Origin of the sequence: Salinicoccus cyprini (assembly GCF_007713705.1) — a bacterium.
GTDB classification, from domain to species: Bacteria; Bacillota; Bacilli; order Staphylococcales; family Salinicoccaceae; genus Salinicoccus; species Salinicoccus cyprini.
This window is the reverse complement of record NZ_VMSJ01000004.1, coordinates 67,375-91,985: the sequence shown is the minus strand read 5'-3', so window position 1 is coordinate 91,985 and position 24,611 is coordinate 67,375. Positions and strand designations below refer to the sequence as shown.

The 24,611-nt window shown below is 49.3% G+C and carries 23 protein-coding genes, 1 pseudogene and 1 riboswitch; of the genes and pseudogenes, 13 read left to right on the top strand and 11 right to left on the bottom strand.

From position 1 onward, the window contains the following. Positions 1-24 precede the first annotated feature (24 nt). From FO441_RS09650 to FO441_RS09630, 5 genes are all read right to left on the bottom strand, one after another. Entirely contained in the window at positions 25-2,019 is a 1,995-nt protein-coding gene (locus FO441_RS09650) for a catalase (RefSeq protein ID WP_145289307.1), read from the bottom strand. A gap of 147 nt (positions 2,020-2,166) precedes the next feature. Beyond that, positions 2,167-3,273, bottom strand: a complete 1,107-nt coding sequence (locus tag FO441_RS09645) for a mannitol-1-phosphate 5-dehydrogenase (RefSeq protein WP_145289305.1) — start codon at positions 3,271-3,273, stop codon at positions 2,167-2,169. 1 nt (position 3,274) lies between these two features. Beyond that, complete coding sequence (locus FO441_RS09640; protein WP_145289302.1) at positions 3,275-3,700, bottom strand: PTS mannitol transporter subunit IIA; 426 nt, start codon at positions 3,698-3,700, stop codon at positions 3,275-3,277. Between the two features lie 17 nt (positions 3,701-3,717). Next, positions 3,718-5,718, bottom strand: a complete 2,001-nt coding sequence (locus FO441_RS09635) for a BglG family transcription antiterminator (RefSeq protein ID WP_145289298.1) — start codon at positions 5,716-5,718, stop codon at positions 3,718-3,720. A gap of 27 nt (positions 5,719-5,745) precedes the next feature. Next, on the bottom strand, positions 5,746-7,188 hold the full coding sequence (locus tag FO441_RS09630; protein ID WP_145289295.1) for a PTS mannitol transporter subunit IIBC: 1,443 nt from the start codon (positions 7,186-7,188) through the stop codon (positions 5,746-5,748). A 179-nt stretch (positions 7,189-7,367) separates the two neighbouring features. Between FO441_RS09630 and FO441_RS09625 the strand changes: the two genes are divergently transcribed. The 3 genes from FO441_RS09625 to FO441_RS09615 all read left to right on the top strand — a co-directional run bounded on the left by FO441_RS09625 (position 7,368) and on the right by FO441_RS09615 (position 10,160). Then, positions 7,368-8,285 carry a hypothetical protein gene (locus FO441_RS09625; RefSeq protein ID WP_145289291.1) on the top strand — a complete coding sequence of 306 codons (918 nt, stop codon included), beginning with the start codon at positions 7,368-7,370 and terminating at the stop codon, positions 8,283-8,285. 103 nt (positions 8,286-8,388) lie between these two features. Next, positions 8,389-9,306, top strand: a complete 918-nt coding sequence (gene rarD, locus FO441_RS09620) for an EamA family transporter RarD (RefSeq protein WP_145289288.1) — start codon at positions 8,389-8,391, stop codon at positions 9,304-9,306. 71 nt (positions 9,307-9,377) lie between these two features. Further along, positions 9,378-10,160 carry a hypothetical protein gene (locus FO441_RS09615; RefSeq protein WP_145289285.1) on the top strand — a complete coding sequence of 261 codons (783 nt, stop codon included), beginning with the start codon at positions 9,378-9,380 and terminating at the stop codon, positions 10,158-10,160. 41 nt (positions 10,161-10,201) lie between these two features. Here the strand turns inward: FO441_RS09615 and FO441_RS09610 are convergent, their stop codons facing one another. Genes FO441_RS09610 through FO441_RS09600 form a run of 3 tightly spaced genes read right to left on the bottom strand, consistent with a single transcriptional unit; the run spans position 10,202 to position 13,306 of the window. After that, positions 10,202-11,332 (bottom strand): ABC transporter permease, encoded by a 1,131-nt coding sequence (locus tag FO441_RS09610; protein WP_145289282.1) that lies wholly within the window; start codon positions 11,330-11,332, stop codon positions 10,202-10,204. Beyond that, positions 11,319-12,377, bottom strand: coding sequence for an ABC transporter permease (locus tag FO441_RS09605; protein WP_145289279.1), 1,059 nt, complete (start codon positions 12,375-12,377; stop codon positions 11,319-11,321). The genes FO441_RS09610 and FO441_RS09605 overlap by 14 nt, the downstream gene beginning before the upstream one ends. Further along, a complete protein-coding gene (locus FO441_RS09600) occupies positions 12,377-13,306 on the bottom strand; it encodes an ABC transporter ATP-binding protein (protein WP_145289276.1) in 930 nt (309 codons plus the stop codon). Before FO441_RS09600 ends, FO441_RS09605 begins: the two co-directional genes overlap by 1 nt. A 105-nt stretch (positions 13,307-13,411) precedes the next feature. Here FO441_RS09600 and FO441_RS09595 point away from each other — a divergent pair, with 105 nt between their 5' ends. The 4 genes and pseudogenes from FO441_RS09595 to FO441_RS09580 form a co-directional block, all read left to right on the top strand. After that, positions 13,412-14,482 carry a sensor histidine kinase gene (locus FO441_RS09595; protein ID WP_246095105.1) on the top strand — a complete coding sequence of 357 codons (1,071 nt, stop codon included), beginning with the start codon at positions 13,412-13,414 and terminating at the stop codon, positions 14,480-14,482. Then, entirely contained in the window at positions 14,460-15,059 is a 600-nt protein-coding gene (locus FO441_RS09590) for a response regulator transcription factor (protein ID WP_145289273.1), read from the top strand. Before FO441_RS09595 ends, FO441_RS09590 begins: the two co-directional genes overlap by 23 nt. Positions 15,060-15,125: 66 nt before the next feature. After that, positions 15,126-15,228, top strand: a riboswitch (SAM riboswitch). 136 nt (positions 15,229-15,364) lie between these two features. Beyond that, on the top strand, positions 15,365-16,327 hold the full coding sequence (locus FO441_RS09585) for an ATP-grasp domain-containing protein (RefSeq protein WP_145289271.1): 963 nt from the start codon (positions 15,365-15,367) through the stop codon (positions 16,325-16,327). A 30-nt stretch (positions 16,328-16,357) separates the two neighbouring features. Beyond that, a pseudogene (locus FO441_RS09580) lies at positions 16,358-16,468 on the top strand (DUF2187 family protein); the annotation flags it as partial. Positions 16,469-16,729: 261 nt separating this feature from the next. On the opposite strand, the gene FO441_RS09575 reads toward FO441_RS09580, so the two are convergent. Both FO441_RS09575 and FO441_RS09570 read right to left on the bottom strand, forming a co-directional pair. Further along, a complete protein-coding gene (locus FO441_RS09575; protein WP_145289268.1) occupies positions 16,730-17,311 on the bottom strand; it encodes a protein-L-isoaspartate(D-aspartate) O-methyltransferase in 582 nt (193 codons plus the stop codon). Positions 17,312-17,383: 72 nt separating this feature from the next. After that, a complete protein-coding gene (locus FO441_RS09570) occupies positions 17,384-18,310 on the bottom strand; it encodes a VOC family protein (protein WP_145289265.1) in 927 nt (308 codons plus the stop codon). Positions 18,311-18,388: 78 nt separating this feature from the next. On the opposite strand from FO441_RS09570, the gene FO441_RS09565 reads away from it, so the two are divergent. Then, positions 18,389-18,991, top strand: a complete 603-nt coding sequence (locus FO441_RS09565; RefSeq protein WP_145289262.1) for an alpha/beta hydrolase — start codon at positions 18,389-18,391, stop codon at positions 18,989-18,991. 5 nt (positions 18,992-18,996) lie between these two features. On the opposite strand, the gene FO441_RS09560 is transcribed toward FO441_RS09565, so the two are convergent. After that, positions 18,997-19,839 carry an HAD-IIB family hydrolase gene (locus FO441_RS09560; protein WP_145289259.1) on the bottom strand — a complete coding sequence of 281 codons (843 nt, stop codon included), beginning with the start codon at positions 19,837-19,839 and terminating at the stop codon, positions 18,997-18,999. Between the two features lie 95 nt (positions 19,840-19,934). On the opposite strand from FO441_RS09560, the gene FO441_RS12695 reads away from it, so the two are divergent. From FO441_RS12695 to FO441_RS09535, 5 genes are all read left to right on the top strand, one after another. Beyond that, positions 19,935-20,621 carry an AzlC family ABC transporter permease gene (locus FO441_RS12695; protein WP_145289256.1) on the top strand — a complete coding sequence of 229 codons (687 nt, stop codon included), beginning with the start codon at positions 19,935-19,937 and terminating at the stop codon, positions 20,619-20,621. Next, entirely contained in the window at positions 20,618-20,905 is a 288-nt protein-coding gene (locus tag FO441_RS12690; protein WP_246095103.1) for an AzlD domain-containing protein, read from the top strand. The genes FO441_RS12695 and FO441_RS12690 overlap by 4 nt, the downstream gene beginning before the upstream one ends. Before the next feature lie 14 nt (positions 20,906-20,919). Then, entirely contained in the window at positions 20,920-21,843 is a 924-nt protein-coding gene (locus FO441_RS09545) for an AEC family transporter (RefSeq protein ID WP_145289250.1), read from the top strand. Between the two features lie 68 nt (positions 21,844-21,911). After that, a complete protein-coding gene (locus FO441_RS09540; RefSeq protein WP_145289247.1) occupies positions 21,912-22,940 on the top strand; it encodes a Rho termination factor N-terminal domain-containing protein in 1,029 nt (342 codons plus the stop codon). Between the two features lie 76 nt (positions 22,941-23,016). Then, positions 23,017-24,606 carry a gamma-glutamyltransferase family protein gene (locus FO441_RS09535; protein WP_145289245.1) on the top strand — a complete coding sequence of 530 codons (1,590 nt, stop codon included), beginning with the start codon at positions 23,017-23,019 and terminating at the stop codon, positions 24,604-24,606. Positions 24,607-24,611: the final 5 nt, after the last annotated feature.

Sequence of the window (24,611 nt, the reverse complement as noted above, 5' to 3'; positions counted from 1 at the left end):
GAGGGTGTCTCCTTATTATGATGACTATCTGTCCCAGATGCGGTGTGCTTTGACGTCTTCCAGGAACTGGTCGACGTCCTTTTCGATGTCTGTGACGCCTTTTGCTTCCAGTGAAAACTGCAGCGCATCCGAAATATCTCCTTCATCGATGCCATAGCCGATCGCTTTCTTATGTTTGAAGGCGATGGCGAGGTTTTCGATTGCTTCCGGCTGCAGCTGTGCTTTACCTTTCAGTACAACCACGGCATCGAACAGTACGGAGTGTACAGTATCGAACGTCTCTTCAACTCTTACGTCTCCGATGCTGTGGATCTTATCCCCGATGAAGCTGACTTCAATACCATGCTTTTCAAATTTTTCTTTTGTTTCCTTCAGGGTCTGCTCCGCAACATCCGGTGTGATCATGACGCCGATGGTGCGTGTCTCAAGCGAAGCAGGGGTGTTGGACATACTGAGTGCCGGGGAGCTTTTATCGTACGTGGATTCCTCCACCGCTTCAGGCAGATCCGCACCGACTTTATCCGCAACATATTGAGCCATCTCACGGTCGATCTTATTGATGACTTCCTTCAGGACATTGTTTCTGACATCCATGCTCTTGCATTTGCCGAGCTCGAAGCTCAGGGCATCGAATATATGCTGCTTTTCATGCGGCTGCATGGAGTTCAGGAAGAGTTTTGCCTGACTGAAATGATCTTTGAAGCTCTCGCTTCTGGCCCGGATCTTTCTGCCTTCGACTTTTTCGTTATAGTGTTCAAAGCCGCCTTCTTCCGGACTGGCCGGTTCGGGCTGATTATCATTCAGAGCATTCTTATGATAGGATGTCTGTCCTTTTGTAATATTCATCTGATTGTAGCCTTCCCGCTGGTTGTTTGCAAACGGGCAGACGGGACGGTTGATCGGAATCTGATGGAAGTTCGGTCCACCGAGTCGGATCAGCTGTGTATCGGTATATGAGAACAGCCGGCCCTGCAACAGCGGGTCATTGGAGAAGTCGATGCCCGGCACGACATGTCCAGGGTGGAAGGCAACCTGCTCCGTTTCTGCAAAGTAGTCGTCTACATTCTGATTAAGCGTCATCTTGCCGACCAGCTGGACCGGAACATCCTCCTCCGGCCAGATTTTAGTCGGATCAAGCACGTCGAAGTCCATGTTGAACTCGTCCTCTTCAGGAATGACCTGCAGTCCGAGTTCGAATTCGACGGCATTTCCCTTATCGATGTTTTCCCATAGATCCCTGCGGTGAAAGTCGATGTCCTTGCCGTTTATCAGCTGGGCTTCATCCCAGACAACCTGATGGGCACCGAGTTTCGGTTTCCAGTGGAACTTGACGAAGTGGCTCTTGCCTTCCTTGTTGACAAGTCTGAATGTATGGACACCGAAGCCTTCCATCATTCTCAAGCTCCGTGGAATGGCCCGGTCACTCATCAGCCACATGATCATATGAGCACTTTCCGTGTTCTGTGAAACGAAATCCCAGAAAGTATCGTGGGCCGAAGCGGCCTGTGGAATTTCATTATGCGGCTCAGGCTTTACAGCATGGACGAGGTCCGGAAACTTGATTGCATCCTGAATGAAGAATACAGGCATATTGTTGCCGACAAGGTCATAATTGCCTTCATCCGTATAGAATTTCGTTGAAAAACCGCGCACGTCACGTGGGATATCCATGGATCCACGGTTGCCGGCAACTGTGGAGAATCTGACAAATACAGGCGTTTTCTTACTCGGGTCTGTAAGAAAGTCGGCTTTTGTATACTTCTCCAGAGATTCATAGACCTGGAATTCACCATGTACCCCGAACCCTCTCGCGTGAACAACACGTTCCGGAATACGCTCATGGTCGAAATGGGTCATCTTTTCACGGAAGTGGAAATCCTCCATGAGGGTCGGACCACGTTCACCCGCTTTCAGTGAGAACTCGTCCTCACTGATCGGTACACCCTGATTTGTCGTCATTTTCGCTTTTTTTGTATTATCAATCGTATTTTTCTGCAGTTCTTCTTTTTTCTTATTCATGATAAGCCCTCCTGGAAAATGATATCTTCCATGCCATGTTAGCAGTTGCAAGAGGAGATTACACATATTTATGCTGCCTGGTTTCATCGACTATAAAGTGGGGTAAAATAATAAATTTCCGTGCATCTGAATGCACGGGAATTTATATTATATGCTGGATTTAATCTCTTCTATAAGCTGGCTGCCAAGTTTACTGTGCTGGGCCAGGAACCCGTCTGTTCCAGCTGATTCGATTCTGGCATTCATCTCGACCTGTTCCGGATCTTCGCTGTTATCGAACTGCAATGTGTACATGACGAGTTTCGATAATGCCTCGTGATCCATATTGTTTTCGTGCAGATAGACAAGTGGTTTGATGATCCGGTCATTCGGGCCGAGCTTCCTCAGAACACCGCGTCCAACACGGTCGAGATCATCCGACAGATATGGGTTTTTGAATCTGGCGATGATCTTTTCGATATATTCTTTCTGCTGAGCTTCTGTAAACTCATAATTCTCGGTCAGGTAGTGCGTCGTCTCTCCGAGTACTTCTCTCAGGTAGGCGACGACTTTTTCGTCGTCCATGGCTTCGGATACGGTCGTATAGCCGAGCGTCTTGCCATAGTAGGCGATGGCTGCATGTCCCGTATTTACCGTGAACAGCTTCCGTTCAATATACGGCATGAGGTCTTCTACATAATTTACACCTTCAAGCTTGTTTTCGCCTGCCCACTTGCCTCTCTCAATCACCCATTCATAGAACGGCTCGACCTTTACATCCAGTATATTGTCGTTCTTCTGTATCGGTACGATACGGTCGACAGCAGAGTTCGGGAAGCCGACGTTTGAAAGTGCTGCTTCATCGACTTCCGCTAGAACGGCTGCCTTCAGTGAATCTGTTGCCAGTACTGCATTTTCGCACGCAATGATATTCAAAGGTCTGTCCGTCGTACGATTCGCCAGATGAGGTGCCAGTGTTCTCGCAATGATCGGCAGTATGTTGACGCCGACCGCGGTCGTAATGATGTCTGCTTCAGCTACCGTTTCAGCCAGCTTTGCTGTGTCATTGGCAGTGTGGATGCCGGAAACGCCGCTAATCTTATAGGATGCACCATTTTCTTCCGAAATATGGACCGTGTATTCATGATCCGTGTTCAATGCATCGATGATTTCCGCATTGACGTCTGCAAATGTCACTTCATAGCCGTTATCGTGCAGTACTTTGCCGATGAAACCGCGACCGATGTTGCCTGCTCCAAAATGAACAGCCTTCATATTAAAGGTCCTCGTTTTCGAACAGGTCGATGATTTCTTCGGCAGATGACGCATTGATTACTTTCTCTGCATTTTCCTCATCTGAAAACAGCACAGCAATCTTCTGCAGCATTTCGAGGTGTTCGTTGTTCTTGCCGGCGATACCGAGCACTACTTTAGCCTCGTTGCCGTCGAAATCGACGCCGCCCGGTACTTGTACGAGTGAGAGTCCGCTCTTGATGACGGACGTCTTGCCTTCATCTGTACCATGCGGGATGGCAAGCCCATTACCCATGAATGTGGAAACCACTTTCTCACGCTCGAGCATGGAGTCGATATACGCTTCCTCAACAGCCCCCTGGTCGACAAGGATCTGTCCAGCTTTCCTGATTGCTTCCTCTTTTGAGCCTGCTGTCTGGTTCAGTACAATATTTTCCTTCTGTATCATCTAAAATCATTTCCCTTCTATTTGTAGATTGTCCTAATATAGTTTTTTATTATATTTTCCACTTCATCCGGAGATTCAAACACCCGGCTGATATCGAGGTGGTGCTCTCCAAAGAGTATGCTTACGTCGCTGATCATGTCAGCAATCAGTGTATCTTCTGGAACAAGCAGCAGAATCTGGTGACTGACGGTCACTGCATCTCCTTTGTAGTTCCGGTCTTCTATACCCGCCTGGTTGTGAATAAACACCATCCGATGGGTTCTGATGACCGGAGATCGGATATGCGGATAGGAAAAACCAGTTTCTCCAACGGTGAATCCGGTTGTTTCGAACCGTTCTTCAAGCATTGTGATGATTTCCGAGATGTCGTCCTGTGACATGTGTGTTTCAGAGACAAGTGCATTCCGGATCGAGGCGATGGCATCGGTATGCTCCTCACCTGTAATATAATGCCGGTTGAGATACAGTTCCGATGCCTGGATGACCTGGTCCGGATCGATCTCTACCGCCACTTTTTCCCTCTCCGGCACACTCGGCAGCGGGGCGGCATCGAGACGTGAGATGGCCGCCATGATCTTCTTTTCATCACTGTCATCAAGCAGTGGACTGACAAGGATATAATTTTCAAGGTCGAGCGGAACGGTGCTCAGGACCAGCTCGTTATCATGGATTTCGGTATCCGCCACTTCGGATATGGAAAGCTCCTGTCGGATATACATATTGTTGAACTTGGTCCTCAACTGGTTCGCCAGAATCCGGCTCGTGCCGATACCGCTTGAACATACCGTCGTCACTTCGATCTTCGGGTTGGCATGCAGGATGCCGCCGAAATGGATGATCAGAAATCCGATCTCCGATTCGTTCAGCTTGCGTGTCTTAAAGTGCTGCTTGAAGCTCTCACCGACGACTTCGAATAGTGCCGGATATTTCTCCTTTATTGTATCGAGCAGCGGGTTGACGGTGATGATGCCGGACTCCATCCGATGCAGTGTCGGTTCGATGTGAAGAATCAGTCCTTCCTTGAGTTCAGGGTAGGCGTAGAAAGGATAGTCCATCCTCCGGCTGACAGCATTGATGAACTGTTCGGTCGATGACTCGATGGAATCCGTGTCCCGTTCCGACTGGTACTTCCTGCGGCTGCCCCGGAGGTGCATGCATATGAAGTAGACCTCCTCTTCTGGAAAAGTGATCGAGAACTCTGCTTCCAGTTTGCTGGTCAGTGCCATGGACACTTCGAACTCCTGGGTTTCCCTCAATTCGTCTTTCAGCGACTGCTTTACCGATACGTTGTTGGCATGCTCGATCCGGTCTATTGCCAGTACGATATGGAGCGTCAGATTCAGATAAGCGTTTTCGGTCAGCTGGTAGGGCAGCACATCCAGTTCATCCATGAGCAGCCGTTCCACCTTGAAGATGTTGTCGGCTTCAAGCAGTCCCATAATCTTATTATTGACGAGGGAACTGAACACGAAGTTGTTCTCGATGACGGAGTAGATGCTGTTGGAGTTGAGTTCATTGACCATCATGTCGGCCAGGAAATTCTGCTTGTTCAGCGCATCACCGACAAGCCGGATGCCGACCGACCGGATCTTGGTGATTTCGAGTTCGAATGTGCGAAGCCTCTCCGTCATCTGTCCGATCAGTTCATCGACTGTATGCTCGCTGACCCCGAGTTCCACAGCAAGTGCACTCTTTTTGATGCCCTCCGAGTTCAGCATGAGGTTGTAGATGAGCGCCACTTTTTTCTCCTCGTTGCTCAGGTCCTTGTCCGCATGGGCATTGATGAAGGCTGTAAGTGCATCGATTTCTGATGTATCAAGCATCACCTTGACACCTTTCCTATACTCCCTGATCATCTGTATACCAAGCTGTTCGAGTGTTTCTGTCACATTCTTCAGCTCACGGTGGACGGTTCTTGACGACACACCCAGTTTATCCGAGAGCTCTTTAATAAGTAGAAAGGTACCATTATGATATATGAGCTCGTTGATGATTTTCTTCTCTCTTGAGCTGATCATAATGGTACCTCCTTTGGTTCATTCAGACTATTGCTGTTTCTTCAGTTCTTCTGTCAATTCATCGTATTTCGGGCTGTTCAGGAAGTTGTCGACTGAAATGTGTTTGGCAGTCGGCACTTTGCTTTCAGCGCGTTCAGTCAGTACTTTCTGGGTGATGATGATGTCTTCGTCACCTTTGAGCTGGTTGATTGCAGAGTTCGTCACTTCGATGTCGAGTCCTGCTTTCTTGAACTTATTCTTAAGCATACCCGCTCCCATGGCACTTGAACCCATTCCAGCGTCACAAGCGAATACAATTTTATCAACCTTGCTGTAGTCGAACGTTGTTGCGACCGCTTCATCAGCTGTCGCTTCCGACTGGCTCAGTGTACCTGCAACAGTGGACTTCTTGCCTTTTGCCGCTTCCATCTTCTGCGTTGCGCCTGCAATATCGTCATCAGGCTGTTTTGTAAACTTGAGCAGCAGTGAAGCGACGATGAATGATACAAGTGTTGCTGCGAATACACCGAGAAGCATGATGAGCAGATCCCCTCTTGGCGTCATGGCGGCGTAGGCGATGATACTGCCTGGTGCCGGTGGGCCGGAAAGACCGAAATCGAACAGCGTGTATGTCAGGATGCCGGACGCGCCACCAAGGATGGCTGCAACAACGAGTATCGGCTGCATCAGGATGTACGGGAAGTAGATCTCGTGGATACCACCGACGAACTGGATGATGGCTGCACCAGGTGCTGTTGCGCGGGCTGTACCTTTACCGAATACCATGTAGGCCAGCAGGATACCAAAACCAGGTCCCGGGTTCGATTCCAGCGTGAACAGGATGGAGCGTCCCGCTTCCTGCACTTCCTCGGTCGCAAGCGGTGTGAGTACACCGTGGTTGATAGCGTTGTTCAGGAACAGTACTTTGGCAGGCTCGATGAATATGCTTGCCAGTGGCAGCAGTCCTGCTTCGACGACGATGTCAACGAGGTTTCCGAGCATGTTGGTCAGCCATGATACGACTGGACCAAGCCCGTAGAAACCGAATAGTGCGAGCAGGAATGCAAGGATACCTGCAGAGAAGTTGTTGACGAGCATTTCAAGTCCCTGACGGATTCTAGGAACGAGGACACGGTCGAGCTGCTTGATCAGATAGCCACCCAGTGGACCCATGATCATAGCGCCGAGCAGCATCGGTGAATCCGGAAATGCAGTGATGATACCCATTGTCGCAGTGGCGCCGACAACCCCACCACGTACATCATGGACAAGCTTACCACCAGTATATGCAATAAGCAGTGGCAGCAGGTAGGTGATCATTGGACCGACCATGCCGGCGAGGTCCTCATTCGGCCACCAGCCAGCTTCAATGAATAATGCAGTAATAAGACCCCAGGCGATGAAGGCGGCGATGTTCGGCATGATCATGCTGCTCAAAAATGAACCGAACGCCTGAACTTTGCGTGAAAAGCCTTTCTTTTCTTCGGACATGTGTTTTCCCCCTTGTGAATAATTGGTTTGTAACTAAATGATAGCGTGTAACGTGTACGCTTACAATATAAACAAAAAGCGAGTTTGGCACACAAATCGTGACAAAACATATGTTATGTTTTAAAAGGCAAATACTGTCATGCTATACTGGAAAAAATGATACATAAAGGAGAAATACCATGTTCCAATACCAAGGCGCCTACAAGGACAACGGCAGAGATCTTCACATGAAAACGTTCTGGTCATCCGTACTGGTTTTTATCCTGATCTATGCGGCTTGCATCCTGCTGGGGCTGCTCATGATCGTGCCATTCTTCGTACTCGACACCGGCCTCGCAGTACTGCCTGCCATCGCACTCTTCCTGCTATTGATACTTACAGCAATTTTTGTCTTCTATCCATTAGCCGTCGGCATCATGCGTTATTTTGCCGCCGCATACCGCGGTCGAAACTTCAGATTCAAAGATGTCTTCAAGGTATTCAGCAAAGGGAACTACAGCAAAGTCATCAAGATGGGCCTGCTGACACTCATCGGCTACTTCATTTTCTCTTTCGCAGTCGGTATGATCGTCCAGGTGCTTACCATGGCAGTCAATGCACCACTGCTGGCGGTTTTTGATCCCTCCAATATGGAAAGCACGTCTACAGGCGGCCAGACAGGCTCGGTCGTTGCAGTGATCGTGCTCAATCTGCTGGTTGTCCTGCTTTCATACATTCCATATGTGCTGGTGACCATCTACATGTTCCTGGTCTATATGGCCTACATCGATGAACCGCTGACACCGACGACTGAAAAATTCCAGATGGCCTGGGACGTCATGTTCCGCAGTGGAGAGAGTGTCATGAAGCTGATATTCAGCAATCTGATCCTATGGGTGGTGCCGATCATCGTCTATGCACTTTTCATCATTGCTGCAGTTCTGCTCGGCGGCTTCTTCGCAGAGACGGCCTTCATCGTACTGCTTTCGGCCGGGGTCCTGTTCATGCTGATCGCCTACCTCATCGTAATGTACTTCATGGTCGGCAGCATCACAGCCTACTACTTCAAGGGCCGTGACCGGCTGGATCAGCAGCACCAGGCCCAGCCTCAGGTATGATCCTGTTCAGAAGATTGAAACTTCGGTTTCAATCTTCTTTTATATTTTAAATGGCATGTGCATGGAGTAGAATTGCAGTAGTGTCTAAAACGGAGGTGCGCAATTGAGCGAAAATAAAAAAGGCATTCTGTTTGCGCTTGGAGCCTATCTGATATGGGGATTCCTGCCCATCTACTGGAAGCAGGTTGAAGATATTTCTTCATATGAAATCATCGCCCACAGGGTGTTCTGGTCATTCATATTCATGATCGTCTTCATCATCGTGACAAACAGGATGCATCTATTCTACAAAGATCTGAAATTCATCTTCAAAGAAAAAAAGAAGATCATTGCGCTGTTTGCGGCTTCGGTCATCATCACCTCGAACTGGCTGATGTACATCATCGCTGTAAATAATGGACATATTCTGGATGCGAGCCTCGGCTACTACATCAATCCACTGATCAGCATTCTGATCGGTTTCGTCGTTCTCGGTGAACGCTTTTCAAAGCTGCAATGGGTTGCAATCATCATCGTCTTTGCAGGGGTGGCATATCTTGCAATCGGTCTTGGTTCAGCGCCATGGATTTCGCTGTATCTGGCACTGTCATTCAGCGTCTACGGCCTGATCAAGAAGGTCATCAATATGGACGCCGTATTTGCACTTGCTGTCGAAACATTTGTACTGGCGCCATTTGCGCTGATCTATATCCTGTTCCTCGAAGGCAGTGGCGTCGGCAGCTTCGGCATCAATATGGACAGTCTCATCATGATCGGTACAGGTGTCATCACAGCAATCCCGCTGCTGCTGTTCTCACTCGGTGCACAGCGCATCCGTCTGTCACTGATCGGCATTCTGCAGTACTTTGCACCGACAATCATGCTTCTGATTGGTGTCTTCATGTATGGAGAGGCCTTTACGGATATCCATACCGTTGCCTATATCTTCATATGGGGCGGGCTTGCGCTCTACACATTCAGCCGATTCAGGGAAATGCGCAGCCAGGCTCGAAAAACACCGAGAAGGCGCGCGGGCTACTAGCATATTATTAGTGAATTGAAAAAAATCGTGATATGATTTATGGAAATCAGCGTTCTAAGGAGTAAGGAAATATGAATGTACCAAAGTATCTGCTTGCCACCGTGGCGGCAACGGCCATTCTTGCCGGCTGCCAGGAGGATGCACAGCAGGGTGATATAGAGGAGACATCAGGTGAAGCGGCACAGGAAACAACCGAAACAGCGACAGCGGAAACGGAAGACAGGCAGCTCTCGGAAATAGAGACGGACGATGCGTCGCTGTCGGCGATTCTCGAGCAGGCCGAGACGATCGAAAGCTATCAGGCGACACTTGACCTTACTGCTGTTGTCGATGGCGGACAGCCTGAAATGCTCGAAGCGGAGGTAAGGTTCAAGGATGAAGAACCACCATCCCTTCATCTGATGTCTGAAGGTGAGGACCGTACAATCTCAAAGGATGGGACGACATTCTACAATAATGGTACGGATTGGATCGACATATCCGATTCGGTCAATGTGGATCAGCTCTATCACGTCACCTACAGGAACGCAATCCTGTCATTTGCCGATATCAAGAGTGAACTTGAATCGGAGGAAAATGGAGACCAGGTGATCTATACGCTTGAAGGACAGAGCAACGAAGTGTTTGAAACGTTCGAAGAACTGTTTGCAGTGGAATTCGGAAATATCGATACTTCAAAAGTGGAGAACGATGTAGAAATTGTTGTCGGCAAAGACGATTCACTCATCCAGTCGATCACTTATGAAGCGCAAGGTGAAGACGCGGAAGGTACATATGAACTCTCCGGAGATGTCGAGTTCACATCCTTCAATGATGTAGGTGAGATAGAACTGCCTGAAGCAGTACAACAGTAGAATGAACGCCCCTGGAGCAAAGCTCCAGGGGCGTTCATTGTCTATGAAGCGATTTTCTTCTTGTTCTCGAGAATCATCCCGATAATCAGGAATGCCGCTGTATAAAGGACGACAATCAATATCGGAAAGCTGCTGTCAGTCCATGAAATATCCGGTTCTGCGTAAATCTGGGTGAAATGGTAGAGCGGCAGGTAGTGTGCAATATTCTGAGCCGTCTCTCCCATGATTTCAAGCGGGACCATGATGCCGGACATGAAGGCCATGCCGATGGCAAGGAAGTTGGCGAGACCGTTTATGATGAACTTGTTCGTCGTCAGAGCTCCGATGACATAGTGGATGGACAAGGTGAATGATGTAATCAGCACAAGTGCAACGAACATCTTTACAAGCGGTATCCCTTCAAGATGTCCTGCTCTCAGCATGATGCCACCATAAAGCATGAAACATACAACGAACAGTCCGATGACTGTCTGTGCCGAAATCATCTGGACCATCAGAGTCCGGGTCGGCATAGGGGAGACGTCGATACGCTGTCTCAGTTCTGTCGTATTGAACTCGGACATGACGTTGCCGACGATGATGAGCAGGAAAAGCATGATCCAGTAGCCTGCGAAGCTGATGAAGGTGCTCATATAGCTGAAGTTGTTCTGGGAGGCGACATCCACAGACTCGTGAAGCTCTACGGGAACTCCATCCGCAAGGAGTGCGTTCATCTGTTCGATGTCCACTTCACTGGAAGTCGATTGTTCAGCGTCCAGGAAGATGAAATAGCGGTTCACAACGTTTTCAATCTGCAGATGAGCCATGCCCCTCTGATCGCTGATGACTTCGACAGCCGGTGCGGCATCGGCAAGCCGTTCTTCGAGATTGGAAGGTATTCGAATGATGCCGTCACTGATACCAAGAAATATCTCTTCTTCGAGTGCGCCAAAATCCGTACTGTCATCCACCACCTCCACAGTATTGTCCGAAGAGAGGTAGTCTATGAATCCTCTGCTGATTTCACTGCGGCTCTGGTCGATGACTTTCAGGTCGAGCGCTTCACTTTCATAAGCCTGACCGCCGCTGTTCTGTGAAAATCCGAATGCAAAGATGAAAAAAGCGGTCAGAAAAATCAGCATCAGGTACTTATACTTCCAGAAGTGGAGGAGTATGGATTTAAATACTGTCATATTGTTTCCTCCTCAATACAAGTAGTGTCACGCCAAAGAGCAGCAGTGCATATGCCAGGAGCAGACCGATTGTTGGCAGGTAGTCACTGTAGTTGCCGAGGAAGTTGATCCTGTACATCGTATCCGTCATTCTGGCAAGCGGGTTCAAGGTGTTCAGCCACGGCATATTTTCACCGATGATTGTTCTGATTTCGGGACCCATCAGCCCGGCCAGGAACGACAGAGTAATCATGAAGATGACTGCAAAGGTCGTTTTGATATTGGCATTGATGCCTGGAATCAGACCGATGAACAGTCCAAGGCCGATTCCGGTCATGTTGGCAATGAAAATCAACAGAAGGGTCGACCACAGCTCGGTGAAGAGCGACATCTGATAGAATATGGCGATGGCCGAGAGGACAACTGTATTGGATAGTACATTCAGCAGCAGAGAGCTGGCGACACTTGAAAAGAGGAATTTGTATTTGCTGTATGGGCTGGCTGAGAATCGTGCGCCCATCAGGCTCAAGTTCGGCTGCACTGTTGAAACGAATTCGATGGCCGAAAACATGCCGTAGATGGAGATCATGCTGATCAATGCATAGAACAGTACGGTTTCCGGTTCAGCATTCTGGCTGTTCGGAATGATGTACTCCTGATCATAGTCGAAATTTTGGAAAGGGATGCCGGACGCGCTGACATTCCTGATCTGATCCAGCACCGACTGGAGAATCGTCTGGTTGATGCCCGTCTCTGTCACGAGCAGTTCAAGTTCAGTGCTGCCATGCACGTAGCCGGCCATCTCGCCTGCTTTCATCCTGTCCACAGCCTCGCTTTCACCAAGCTCCGTGAGAACGATGAAATCGATGGTGCCGAGCACTTCCGTCACGGGATGCCCGGGTTCGATACCGACTTCTATGTCTTCGATTTCCGTACCCCCCATACTCGATGTGGTCATTGTGAACAATCCGCACATCAGGAGCGGATAGCATAAGGTCCAGAACCAGTAGCCGAAGTCCTTGAAATTGATACTGATCAAGTATCTGATCATGCGTAGAATCACCATCAGTCCCTCAGCTCCTTTCCTGTGAGTTCGAGAAAGATGTCACTCAGTGTCGACCGCTCACTTGAAAGCTCCGTATAGCTCATACCTCTTGATTCCATGAACTTGATGAGATCCGGCAGATTGTTCTCCTGCTTTTCAAAATGGATCAGGTAGTTTCCATTTCTTTTTGTCACCTTTACGACGTGGGGCAGCTCTTCAAGCTGTGCCTCGATTGTCTGATCTTCTGTAATGAAGCCGACTTCAATCCGTTCTTGCGTGGAGATTGTGTTCTGCAGCTCATGGACAGTACCGGAAGCAATATTACGACCGGAATCCATGATTACCATGCGGTCGCACAGTTGCTCGGCCTCTTCCAGGTAGTGGGTTGTATAGATGATGGTCGTTCCCTGGGCTTTCATTTTACGTATGCCTTCCAGTATGAAGTTCCTGCTCTGTGCGTCGACTGCGACCGTCGGCTCATCCATGAACAGAAGCGCCGGCTTATGCGCGATTCCGCAAGCAATGTTGAGGCGTCGTTTCAGGCCGCCGCTCAGCTTCTTTGGAACGAACTTGCGGTACTTGCCGAGATCCACAAACTCGATCGCCTCCTCAACAAGCGCCTTGCGTTTCTTGCGGTCCGTCACATAGAGTCCACAGTAGAAGTCGATGTTCTCGTAGACATTCAGCTTGTCGAAGATGGCCAGCTCCTGGGGTACGATGCCGATTCGGCTTTTGACCGCATTGTTGTTCGGATGCACCTGCTGGCCGAATATCTCGATTTCTCCTTTGTCGAAAGTAAGTAGTGACAGCATGCAGTTGATTGCGGTGGTCTTGCCGCATCCATTCGGACCGAGCAGTCCGATGATTTCTCCTTCTTTTGCTGCAAAAGAAAAATGGTCCAGTGCGATCAGCTCATTATATCTTTTGACGACGTTCTCCATTCTGATCATGGCAATATCCCCCTGTATTGATTGATGCTTTCAGTTTATACTGTTATTAAGTTCTGCGTTAGTGTATAGAATAATGACTGCACATGACATCTGTCATGAATGGGGGTGGCTGACCTGATAAATGTAATGGAAAAGATGGTTCTTTATTTTATTCTCACGGCGTACTACTTCATCACCATTGACGAGCCGAGCCTCGTGATCGCGCTACTTGCCTTCATCCTGTTCTTCATTGTGGATGTGTTTGAATACCGCTACAGTGTGCTTGCCGTATCAGCAGTCTATCTGGTCTTCATCTTCGCAAGCACAGAGTGGATATTCTATATGCCGCTGTTCACACTGGTGGTCGCAGTAAGATACGGGAGCATTGCCTTCGCCACGCTGGTCCTCCTTTTCATCGAAGCGGAGGTCATCCTACTGATGATTGCACTCTTCGTCCTCTACATGAGCTATCTGAGGGCAAGGCTTGATTCATATGAAAGGGAGAACCGGAAAATAAGGGATCAGCTGACGAGCGACAACCTGCTGCTTAGACGGCAGCATAATGAACTGCTTAAAAATCACGAGAAGGATGTTCATATGGCGGGGCTTAATGAGCGCAATCGCATCGCACGGGAAATGCATGACGCGCTCGGCCACTCACTCAGTACAAGCATCCTGCTGATAGAATCCCTCCAATACATAAAGGATGAAGAAAAGATAAAAGAGTCTCTTCAACTGCTGCAGGAGCGTCTGAAGGACGGCATGGACGATATACGGACAAGCATCCATCAGCTGTATGAAACCTCGATTGATCTTGAGGCAAGGATCAGTGACTACATCAAGGAGATGGACCGGTATCACATACGACTGAGATATGACGTCACTTCCGCTCTCGACCATGAAATGAAGATGGATATATTGAGCATCGTCAAGGAATCGCTGACCAACATCAGAAAGCATTCGGATGCCGAGAACGTCAGAATCGCAATCAGGGAACAGAAGGATGTCATCATAATCTCCATTAAAGATGACGGGTCGGAACGTCCAGCAGTCAAAAAGGGGATGGGACTGCTTGCCATGCAGGAAGTGGTCGGGAAGTACAACGGCATCTTCAATACATTCCATGAGGGCGGGTTTACAATCCACATCACATTATATAAGGAGGGGGAGAGAGATGAACATAATCATAGTGGATGATGATGCACTGGTGGTCAGCGCTCTCAGTACCATTCTCGAAGGTTCCGGCTATACCGTTGCCGCAACGGGCCGTAGCGGGGAGGAGGCGATTGAGCTGTATAGACAGTATCAGCCCGATCTGCTTATGACGGATATCAGAATGGATGGTGTAACAGGTCTGGAAGCGAGCCGAAAAATACTTGAGCAGTGGGCGGATGCCAATATTCTTCTGATCACCACTTTCAAAGATGATGCATACATCCATGAAGCACTGAAGATCGGCTGCAAGGGGTATCTTTTGAAGGATAATTTCAAGGGCATTCTTCCTGCTATCCAGGCAGTCGCTTCCGGCAACATGGTATTTGACAGCGATATTGTAAAAAGCATGGCGACGAAATCCCATTTCAAGGCGATGGAGGCACTATCAAAGCGGGAGTGTGAAATACTGGAGCTTGTTGCAGAAGGACTCAGCAACAAGGAGATTTCAGAAAAACTGTACCTGAGCGAGGGGACGGTCAGGAACTACATTTCCCAGATGCTCAACAAACTCGAACTGCGCGACCGGACACAGCTCGTAGTGTATTATTATAGAAGCTGAACTATTGACAGACAATTCTTTCTGCTTTATCATATCCATTAACCTACTAATTTAATATGAATTTAATTCTTATCCAGAGAAGCTGAGGGAGATGGCCCTATGATGCTTCGGCAGCGGGTTCTTTGAACACTGTGCCAATTCCATCAGGTGCACGCCTGGAAGATGAGAAGAGATGAAGTGCAGGAAGCTCTTTTCTTATCCGAAAAGGGCTTCTATTTTTATGGATGGTTAAGCGGTTGCGGAACAGGTGATGGAAAGGATAGAGTTGCGAGCAGTAGGAGATAGACAAAGCAGGAGGAATGACTATGGCTAAAATATATGTACTGCATGAAAATCCGGAATGGACAGAACATCTTTTCAGACGTCTCGATGAACTGGGGCTGCCCTATGAGGACTGGCAGCTGTCTCAAGGTACGGTGGATCTGACAGCCACACCGCCTGAAGGCATCTTCTACAACAGGATGAGTGCCTCGTCACATACACGCGGCAACCGCTATGCACCTGAACTTTCCAATGCTGTATTGGCATGGCTTGAGCATCATGGTCGTACGGTCATCAATGGCAGCCGGGCACTTCAGCTTGAGGTGAGCAAGGTGCTGCAGTACCTGGAACTCGAGGAGCATGGTGTAAAGACACCGAAAACCGTCGCTGCAGTCGGAAAGGACCAGATACTTGAAGCTGCAAGGCAGTTCGAAGGTCAGTCCTTCATCACAAAGCACAACCGTGCTGGAAAGGGTCTTGGTGTCCAGCTGTTCGATTCCATCGAGGTACTCGAAAGATATGTAGAGAGTGATGCGTTCGAGGCGCCGGTCGATGGCGTGACGCTGCTCCAGGACTACATCAAGTCTCCGGAATCCTTCATTACGCGCTGTGAGTTTGTCGGCGGTGAATTTGTCTATGCCGTCCGTGTCGATACGTCGGAAGGGTTTGAACTATGCCCTGCAGATACATGCTCGATCGAGGATCTGTTCTGCCCGGCAGACAGTGCACCTGCCGAGACGCCGAAGTTCAGAATCGTCCAGGACTTCGACCACCCTGTACTCGAGAAATACAAGCAGGTCCTGAAATCCAATGACATCCAGGTCGCAGGCATCGAATTCATCCAGGATGAGGCAGGAAACATCTACACTTACGATATCAATACGAATACAAACTATAACAGCGATGCAGAAGCGGAAGCGGGCCAGTTCGGCATGCTTGAACTTGCAAAGTTCCTGAAAAGCGAGCTTGAAGCGGTGACAAAGACATCGGTTTCTGCATCGAAATAATCGATGGCAGTGAAAAGCCTCATCCACAGAATGAGGTTTGAGGAAGTAGAAATAGAAGCAGCGAAAGTCGGAAATATCGTGGAATTTGATGATATGAGAGGCGAAGTCGAGAAAGTGAATGAAAACTCGGTCATCGTCAATGGCGTTTCAGGTTTGTTGGGGGTGGGCGAGTGGGAATGAGGTTGGCCCTCCAACTTGCCATGGCACCGCCCGCGATGGTGAATTAATCTCCTAACTTGCCATGGCACCGCCTACGATGGTGAGTTGATGCCATCACCCCACCACACCCCACTCAATCCCAAAAAAAAGACTGAAGACATGTCATTTTATAATGACTTTGTCTACAGTCTGTAACCTCATCCACAGGATGAGGTTTGCTTTTATCCACTTGCTACAAAGCCGTCAGGCCTTGTCGTCCTTCATTCCGACAAATCTTACCTGCTCGATGGATGAAGTCCGAATTTTGCCATGTGGATCCTTTTCGACCAGCTGGAGGTCCTGGGCGAAAGTATCACCGATGGGAATGATCATCTTTCCACCGGGTGAGAGCTGACGGACGAGGACAGCGGGGAGTTCCTTGGCGGCCGCAGTCACCATGATCCGGTCATAGGGCGCATGTTCCTCCCAGCCGAGATTGCCATCACCATAGTGGAAGTGGATATTGGAAAATCCCTCTGTCGCCAGTTTTTCTTTGGCACTTTCATGAAGTGCTCTGATTCTTTCAACGGTATACACTTCATTTGAAAACTTGGCGAGAAGTGCTGTCTGGAAGCCGGAGCCGGTTCCGATCTCAAGCACCCTTTGGTCTGTTCCAGGCTTGAGGCGGATGGTCATTGCAAGTACGAGGGAAGGCTGGGATATCGTCTGACCATGACCGATGGAGAAAGGCATATCCATTTCCGCCTGTTCCTTATGCCGGTCCATAAACCTGCTGCGGTCGAGTGTCTGAAAAAATGCTGTAATTTCTTTGGCATCATATTTCATGAGTCTCACCTTCCTTTTTAAGTGGCTACCCTGAAAAACGACAAACAATACAGTCGGGCATTTCAATCTCCATCATCTGATCGGAATCAGATATGTTTCAATGAAGTCGCGCTGCTCTTCGAATTTTGGTGGCAGGGACAGATTCTCTCCCAGTGATTCCACAGGTTCATCAACATCGAAGCCTGGACCGTCCGTGGAGATTTCGACTGTAATATTGCCCACCGTAGTAATATAGAGTGCTTTGAAGTAGTGACGGTCGACGATGCCGGAATTCCGCCAGTTTTCCTGATCGACCTTCTGCTTCATTTCAAGCAGGGCATCCTCATCATCCACACGCAGGGAGAAATGATGGACACTGCCATAGCCCTCCTTTTCGATCTGGCTGTTGCGCTGTTCGATGACATACACGCTGCCGTTGCCGACGTTGACTACAGCTTCAGTAGCATCATCATCGAATTCACCTTCAACCCGACCTCCGAGCAGTTCCAGAAACTGGACCATCGGCTTGATGTACTGCACGGTCACTTCGACGGCACCGATGGAAGTGATGGCATACTCATTGGGTATTTCGGGATGGTCATTCGGCGTAGTGTGTTCATCACTCTGTTCGACAATCAGCGCAAGCCGCTGCCTTTCGTTATCTTCGAATTTCATGATGGTCCTGCCGAACTGCTCGATGATGCCTTCATGATAGACGCCTTCATCCGCAAAGCGTTCCTTGAAGAATTCGAGTGCCTCTCTCGTCGGTACCCGGAAATAGGTTCTCGAGATGCTGTTGGTGCCGGACTGGTACTGCGGTGCATTCACGATTTCAAAGAATGTGATATCTGCGCCCGGGGTGCCCATGTAGTCGGCATAAAAGAGGTGATACATGCTTGTATCGTCCTGGTTCACTGTCTTCTTCACCAGTCTTAGTCCAAGAATGTCCGTATAGAATTCGTGGTTGTCGAGTATCTCCCTGGTGATGGAAGAGACGTGATGGATACCTTTTACTGTCATAAATATCGCTCCTTCTGTGTCTATTGCTTCAAGTATATTATAGTAATAGGGTAAACTCTAATAAAGGAGGACGTGACAATGGAACATCTATTCATAAAAGCAAAAAACGGCAAGCAGAATACGCTGATCCTTTTCCATGGCAGCGGGGGCAGGGAGACGGATCTGCTTGAAGTTGCCACAATGGTGGACGGATCAGCAAATATACTGGCTTTGCGCGGTGATGCCGATGATGATGGGCAGGTCCGGTTTTTCAAGCGTCAGGGCAGAGGGCATGATATGGAGAGCCTGAACGCCGAAGGAGAAAAGATCGCCGGGCTGCTCGAACATCTCGCGCACGAGTATGGACTGGATCTTGAAAAGGCGATCTACATCGGCTATTCGAACGGTGCCAACATGGCTGCACATCTGCTGTTCAATCATCGAATCCCGGTCACCGGAGCGATGCTGATGCATCCTTCATATAAAGGCGAGGTGCCCGAGAAGGCGGAACTGCTCGGCAAGAAGATACTGCTGACAGCCGGCGCCCGCGATATGGTGGCGACAGCGGGGGAAGCCTATCAGCTGAAGCAGAAGCTTGAACTGAAAGGGGCATCGGTGGACGTCAAACTGACCGATGGGGGTCATGAAATCGTTTCTGAAGAGCTGATGGAAGGTCACGTCTGGTACCTTAAAGTAAAATAGGATCCCTAATCGAGATATCTTTCCATAAGGTAGCGTTCAAGACCGCCTTCATCACATGTATGTGAAGTGATATCATCCGCTTTTTCCTTGATGGGCTCGGGCGCATTCTTCATTGCTGTGGATCGTCCGGCCCTCTCGAACAGAGGCAGGTCGTTCATCGAGTCGCCGATTGCGTGCACGTCCTCGAAGCTGATGTCATAGTGATCGAGCAGAATCTCGAGGCCATTCGCCTTATCGCGGCCATTCAGCATGAGTTCTGCATTGTGGCGGCTTGTCGTATAGAGTGCATAGATGGACTTATCCTGGTGGTTGTCGAGGTAGTCGTACCAGTCTCTTATCTTCTTCATATCGGTGCTGAAGAAGAACATCTTCACAACGTGTTCGAACGTAAGCTTTTCCACCCATTGCGTAGTGCTTTGTAGTGTCTCTTCTGCATAGCGGTACTCAGCATTCATCATGGTTTCAGGCTGGTCCTGGCCGAGATCTTCAAATACATATGCCTGATCCTGCAGCAGTGTCCGGCTGGAGTGCTCGAGTGTATGGATTTCATAGTATATCTCCTTGCTTCTGGCCTCTTCGACCATCCGTGCCACAAATTCCGGTTCGAAAGAGGCGGATTCAACGAGTCTGTCATCGATGTAGATGCCCATGCCGCTGGCTGCAACATAACCATCGATGGGACACCCTTCTGGTGTGATGCTGGTGATTTCATGCGGCGTCCGTCCTGTTGCAAAAAAAATGAGAAAGCCCCGTTTTTTCAATTCAACCAGTGTTTCGACCAGACTTTGGGAAAAGTTCCCGCTATGATCGAGAATGGTGCCATCCATATCGAGCGCTAATGCTTTCATTCTATCTCTCACTCCAATTTATCTTTTTTAAGGCACTGCCGTGTCCAGTGCAGATATGTTAAAATGTTTCTATTATTCTATCACGGGGGGATATCATGGCACAGACAGCTTTGAAAAGATCCATCATGGACGGGGTGACCATCGGCATGGGATATCTTCCTGTTGCGATTGCGTTCGGAATCAGTGCAAAACCGCTCATGTCTCTTCTGGATACAGTACTGATGAGCTTCATGATCTACGGAGGTGCGAGCCAGTTCCTTGTTCTGCAGATGCTCACATCAAGCAGTGCACTGGCCATCACCATTGCTGTATTCGTGCTCAATTCGAGACATTTTGTCATGGCGTTCAAGGTCAACTACGACCTTAAGCATGAAACATTTCTGAAACGGCTGATCCTCTCGTCCTATGTGACGGATGAATCATTTGCGGTGACTGCAAACAGCACCCGGGAACAGCGCACATTTCTGAACTATTTTGCGACCTTCATCATCGCCTACCTGTTCTGGGTCATATTCTCCGGCGTGGGGTATCTCGCCGGAGAATGGATGAGTGACGAATGGATCGTCGCCAGCGGCATCGCCCTCTATGCACTATTCATCGCATTGCTGATTCCGGCTGTCAGAGTCCATTACAAATATGGCATTGTTGCGGTATTCGGCATGGTGCTGCACTATATCATGAGCATCATTCCCGCGTTTCCATCAGGCATTGCCATCATTGCCGCCATACTGCTTGCCGCTCTGCTTGGCCTGATTCTCGAACGATCGGAGGTATACAATTGATCCTGCTTATCGCTGCGCTTTGTGCTGTCACCATCATACCACGGATCATCCCGGCATTTATTGTCGATCGTCTGGTGCTGCCCGCATGGTGTGTTACATACTTGAATTATATCCCTTATGCAGCGCTCGGTGTACTGATCTTCCCCGGCATTCTCACCGCCGTCGAGCACCCTGTGCATGGCGTGCTCGGTGGGGGTTTTGCGGTCATACTGGCACTGCTGCGTGTCCCGCTGTTCTTCATCGTACTTGGATCGATCATATTCATATACATTATCATGCTATAGAAGGATGACACGAAATGAATGAATTCATCTTTATCTTCACCAGCATTATTCTGCCCATCGGGCTCATTGTGGGCACAGGCCATGTCATCCAGTTGAAGTTCAAACTCGACCGTTCGACACTTGCAAAGCTTTCCATCCACTACGTCATGCCGGCCTTCATTTTCATGAGCCTCTACGAATCTTCCATCGACTTCTCCCTGTTGTTTGGCGTCATGCTGTTTCTGATCCTGTATGCCTTGCTGTCCTTCATCCTGTCCCGTCTGATCGCAAAGGTTATGAAACTCGACAAGGACCGGACCGTGCTGTTCACCAACGCCAACCTGTTCTACAACGCTGGAAACTACGGGGTGCCGGTGAATGATCTTGTGTTCAGAAGCGACCCGTATGCCATGAGCATCCAGGTGATGCTGGTCGTATTCCAGAACATGTTCGCCTTCTCCTACGGCATCTTTTCACTCAGCGCAAAGAATGTGGGCCAGGCAAAGGCGCTTTTGTCATACTTCAAGATGCCCATCTTCTACGGGCTCCTGCTCGGTCTCATATTCAACTATTTCCATCTGCCGATGCCCGCTCCGTTTGAAACCGCACTCGACTACATGAGGAATGCCATGATCGGACTTGTCCTGTTCATCCTCGGCGCGCAGATTGCCGGAATAAGATTCAGCCGTCTCAGGTGGAGTGCATTCGTCGGCGCCCTGGCACGGCTCATCATCGGCCCGGCACTGGCTTTCGCCATGCTCATACTGTTCAATATGGAAGGTGTTGTGGCACAGGTGATACTGATCACATCTGCCATGCCGGCTGCGGTCAACAGCTCCATCATCGCCCAGGAGTATAGTGATGATCCGGAGTATGCAGCTGAAATCGTCATGATGAGTACGCTGCTCAGTTCGGTGACGGTTTCAGCCATCATCTACATTGCCCTGGCCGTCTTCTGATTATTTATCAATGACCGCAGCAATGTGGTAAAATGAAGGGTAGAATCAGGAGCGAGGAGTTTTCTAATATGGGAAATGCAAAAACCTATCTGAAAGACTACAATATGACCGATCTCAAGCGTCTGGCACGTACGATTTCAATCAAGAACTTTTCCAAATACAAGAAAAGTGAACTGATCGATGCAATCGTCGAACAGCAGTATACAAGCGAGACGGCAGAGTATGCCTATAAATATATCGATGACCGTTCTTTTGCCACATGGGAGCAGTCCAAATCAGAACCGGCAGCCACGTACAATCTTGAGGACCTGTTCGGACTCTATATCATGGGATATGCCTTTGAGGATCCGGCGCAGGAAGATGACTTTTTCATAGCGGAAGGTGTACCGGAACTGTTCGACAAGGTGGATAGCGAGGAGGGACGTGAAGCGCGTCTGGCCATCCAGCGCAAGCTCAATCTTGTCCGGGCAGCCCTTCATCTCTATGGCATCGTCAGCTTCGAGCAGCTGATCCATCTATTCAAAAAGTACTACGGCATGGAGATGGACGCGAAAGCGCTTGTTGAATTTCTCGAGCGTTCACCTTATGATATTTCAATCGATCAGGATAACCAGCAGATTGTCATTGATGATATGAACTACAACCAGTATGAAATGGTGCACAGGCTTCAGGGCGACCGCCCATACTATGAGCCGGAATTTGCGAAGTTCATCAAATTCAGCGACCCGAACTATATTGATGAGTCGAAGCACCACAGGCAGCTGAAGGAATGGGTCGAATCGAATGTGGATGTTCCATCAAACAAGCATCATAGCGTATATATTTCACTCCTGCAGCTCATCATGCAGGGAGCAAAACGGGATGAAGTCGTCAAATACTTGATGACTCTGAATGTGGAATTCAGCAGTGCCGAGGCGCAGCGCGCGTTCTTCGATAATATTGCCGGTATCGTGGAAAATACACGGCACTTCAAATATCGCGGCCATAAGGAGTCTGAACTGAAGACCCAGACGGTCGTAAACGAAGTCAAAGTGGGCAGAAATGATCCATGTCCGTGCGGCAGCGGTAAAAAATATAAAAAATGCTGTGGGAAATAATTTTATCAAGTCCTGCTGAAATGGCAGGACTTATTCATATCAATATATGATTGAATTTTCAAAAAGGGGAGTACATATGAATCATTACAGTTATCCATATCTCAATCGACGTTTCAGTGTCTACGCAAAAAACGGCATGGTGGCCACAACCCATCCGCTCGCAACCGATGCCGGCATCGAAGTGATGAAGCAGGGCGGCAACGCCATGGACGCAGCCATTGCAACAGCTGCCACCCTGACTGTCGTCGAACCGACAAGCAATGGCATCGGAGGGGACGCCTTCATGATCGCATGGATGAACGGCAGGCTGCATGGCATGAATGCCAGCGGACGTTCTCCTGGAATGCTGAACATGGAAGCAATCAAACAAAAAGGGTTTGATGAAATGCCGAAGTTCGGCTGGCTGCCGGTCAATGTACCCGGTGTTCCGAAGGCATGGGCCAGCCTGGTCAATGATTTCGGCAATCTGACGCTCAAGGAAGTACTGGCACCGGCAATCCGGGCTGCACGTGAAGGGTTTGCCATCACCCCGGTCGTCGCCAAATACTGGCAGGCTGCCTATCAGAACTACAGCCGGCAGGTCGAACAGTTTGAAGAGATCAAGCCGTGGCTCGAAGTATTCGGTACAGCGACTGCCGGTGAAATAAAGACATTGCCGCATCATGCAGATACTCTCGAAGAAATTGCCGAGACAGACGCCAAAAGTGTATATGAAGGCGGTTTGGCTGAACGCATCATCAAATACAGTGATGAAACGGGCGGACTGCTGACACACGAAGACCTGAGGAATTTCGAAGCCGAGTATGTGGATCCGATCAGTATGAGCTACAAGGGGCATGAAATTCATGAAATTCCGCCCAATGGCCAGGGCATAACCGCCCTGATGGCGCTCGGCATGCTGAAGAATGATACGTTTGGTGCATTGGACGAACGAACGTACCATCATCAGATCGAGGCGATCAAGCAGGCGTTTGCAGATACGACGACATATGTCGCAGACCCTGCCCATATGAAGACGAAAGTGTCAGATCTGCTGGATGAAAAATATCTGGAACAGCGGCGCAGCGAGATTACAGAGCAGGCTGAACTGAGAGAGCACGGGAATCTGCCCGAGGGCGGTACAGTCTACCTTGCAACGGCGGATAAGGAAGGCAACATGGTGTCCTATATCCAGAGCAACTATATGGGATTCGGTTCCGGTGTCGTCATCCCGGAAACCGGTCTCGCGCTGCATAACAGGGGGCACAACTTCTCGATGGATGAGACCCATGCCAACTATGTCGGCGGCGGCAAGAAGCCATTCCATACCATCATTCCGGGATTCATCACGAAGGCAGGAAGACCCGTGGGACCATTCGGCGTCATGGGTGCCTTCATGCAGCCTCAAGGCCACCTACAGGTCGCCATGAATCTGATCGACTACGGCATGAATCCGCAAAGTGCACTGGATGCACCGAGGTGGCAGTTCAAGTCCGGCATGGACATAGACATCGAGGATCGCTTTGATGCCGATCATGCGCGGGCACTGGCACGTCGGGGACATAAGATCAGTGTCAATCTCGAGCCGAACAGTTTTGGACGTGGACAGGTCATCATCCGTGGCGAGGACGGTGCACTGATCGGCGGTACCGAATCACGGACGGACGGTTCAATATCTATCTATTAGGAGAA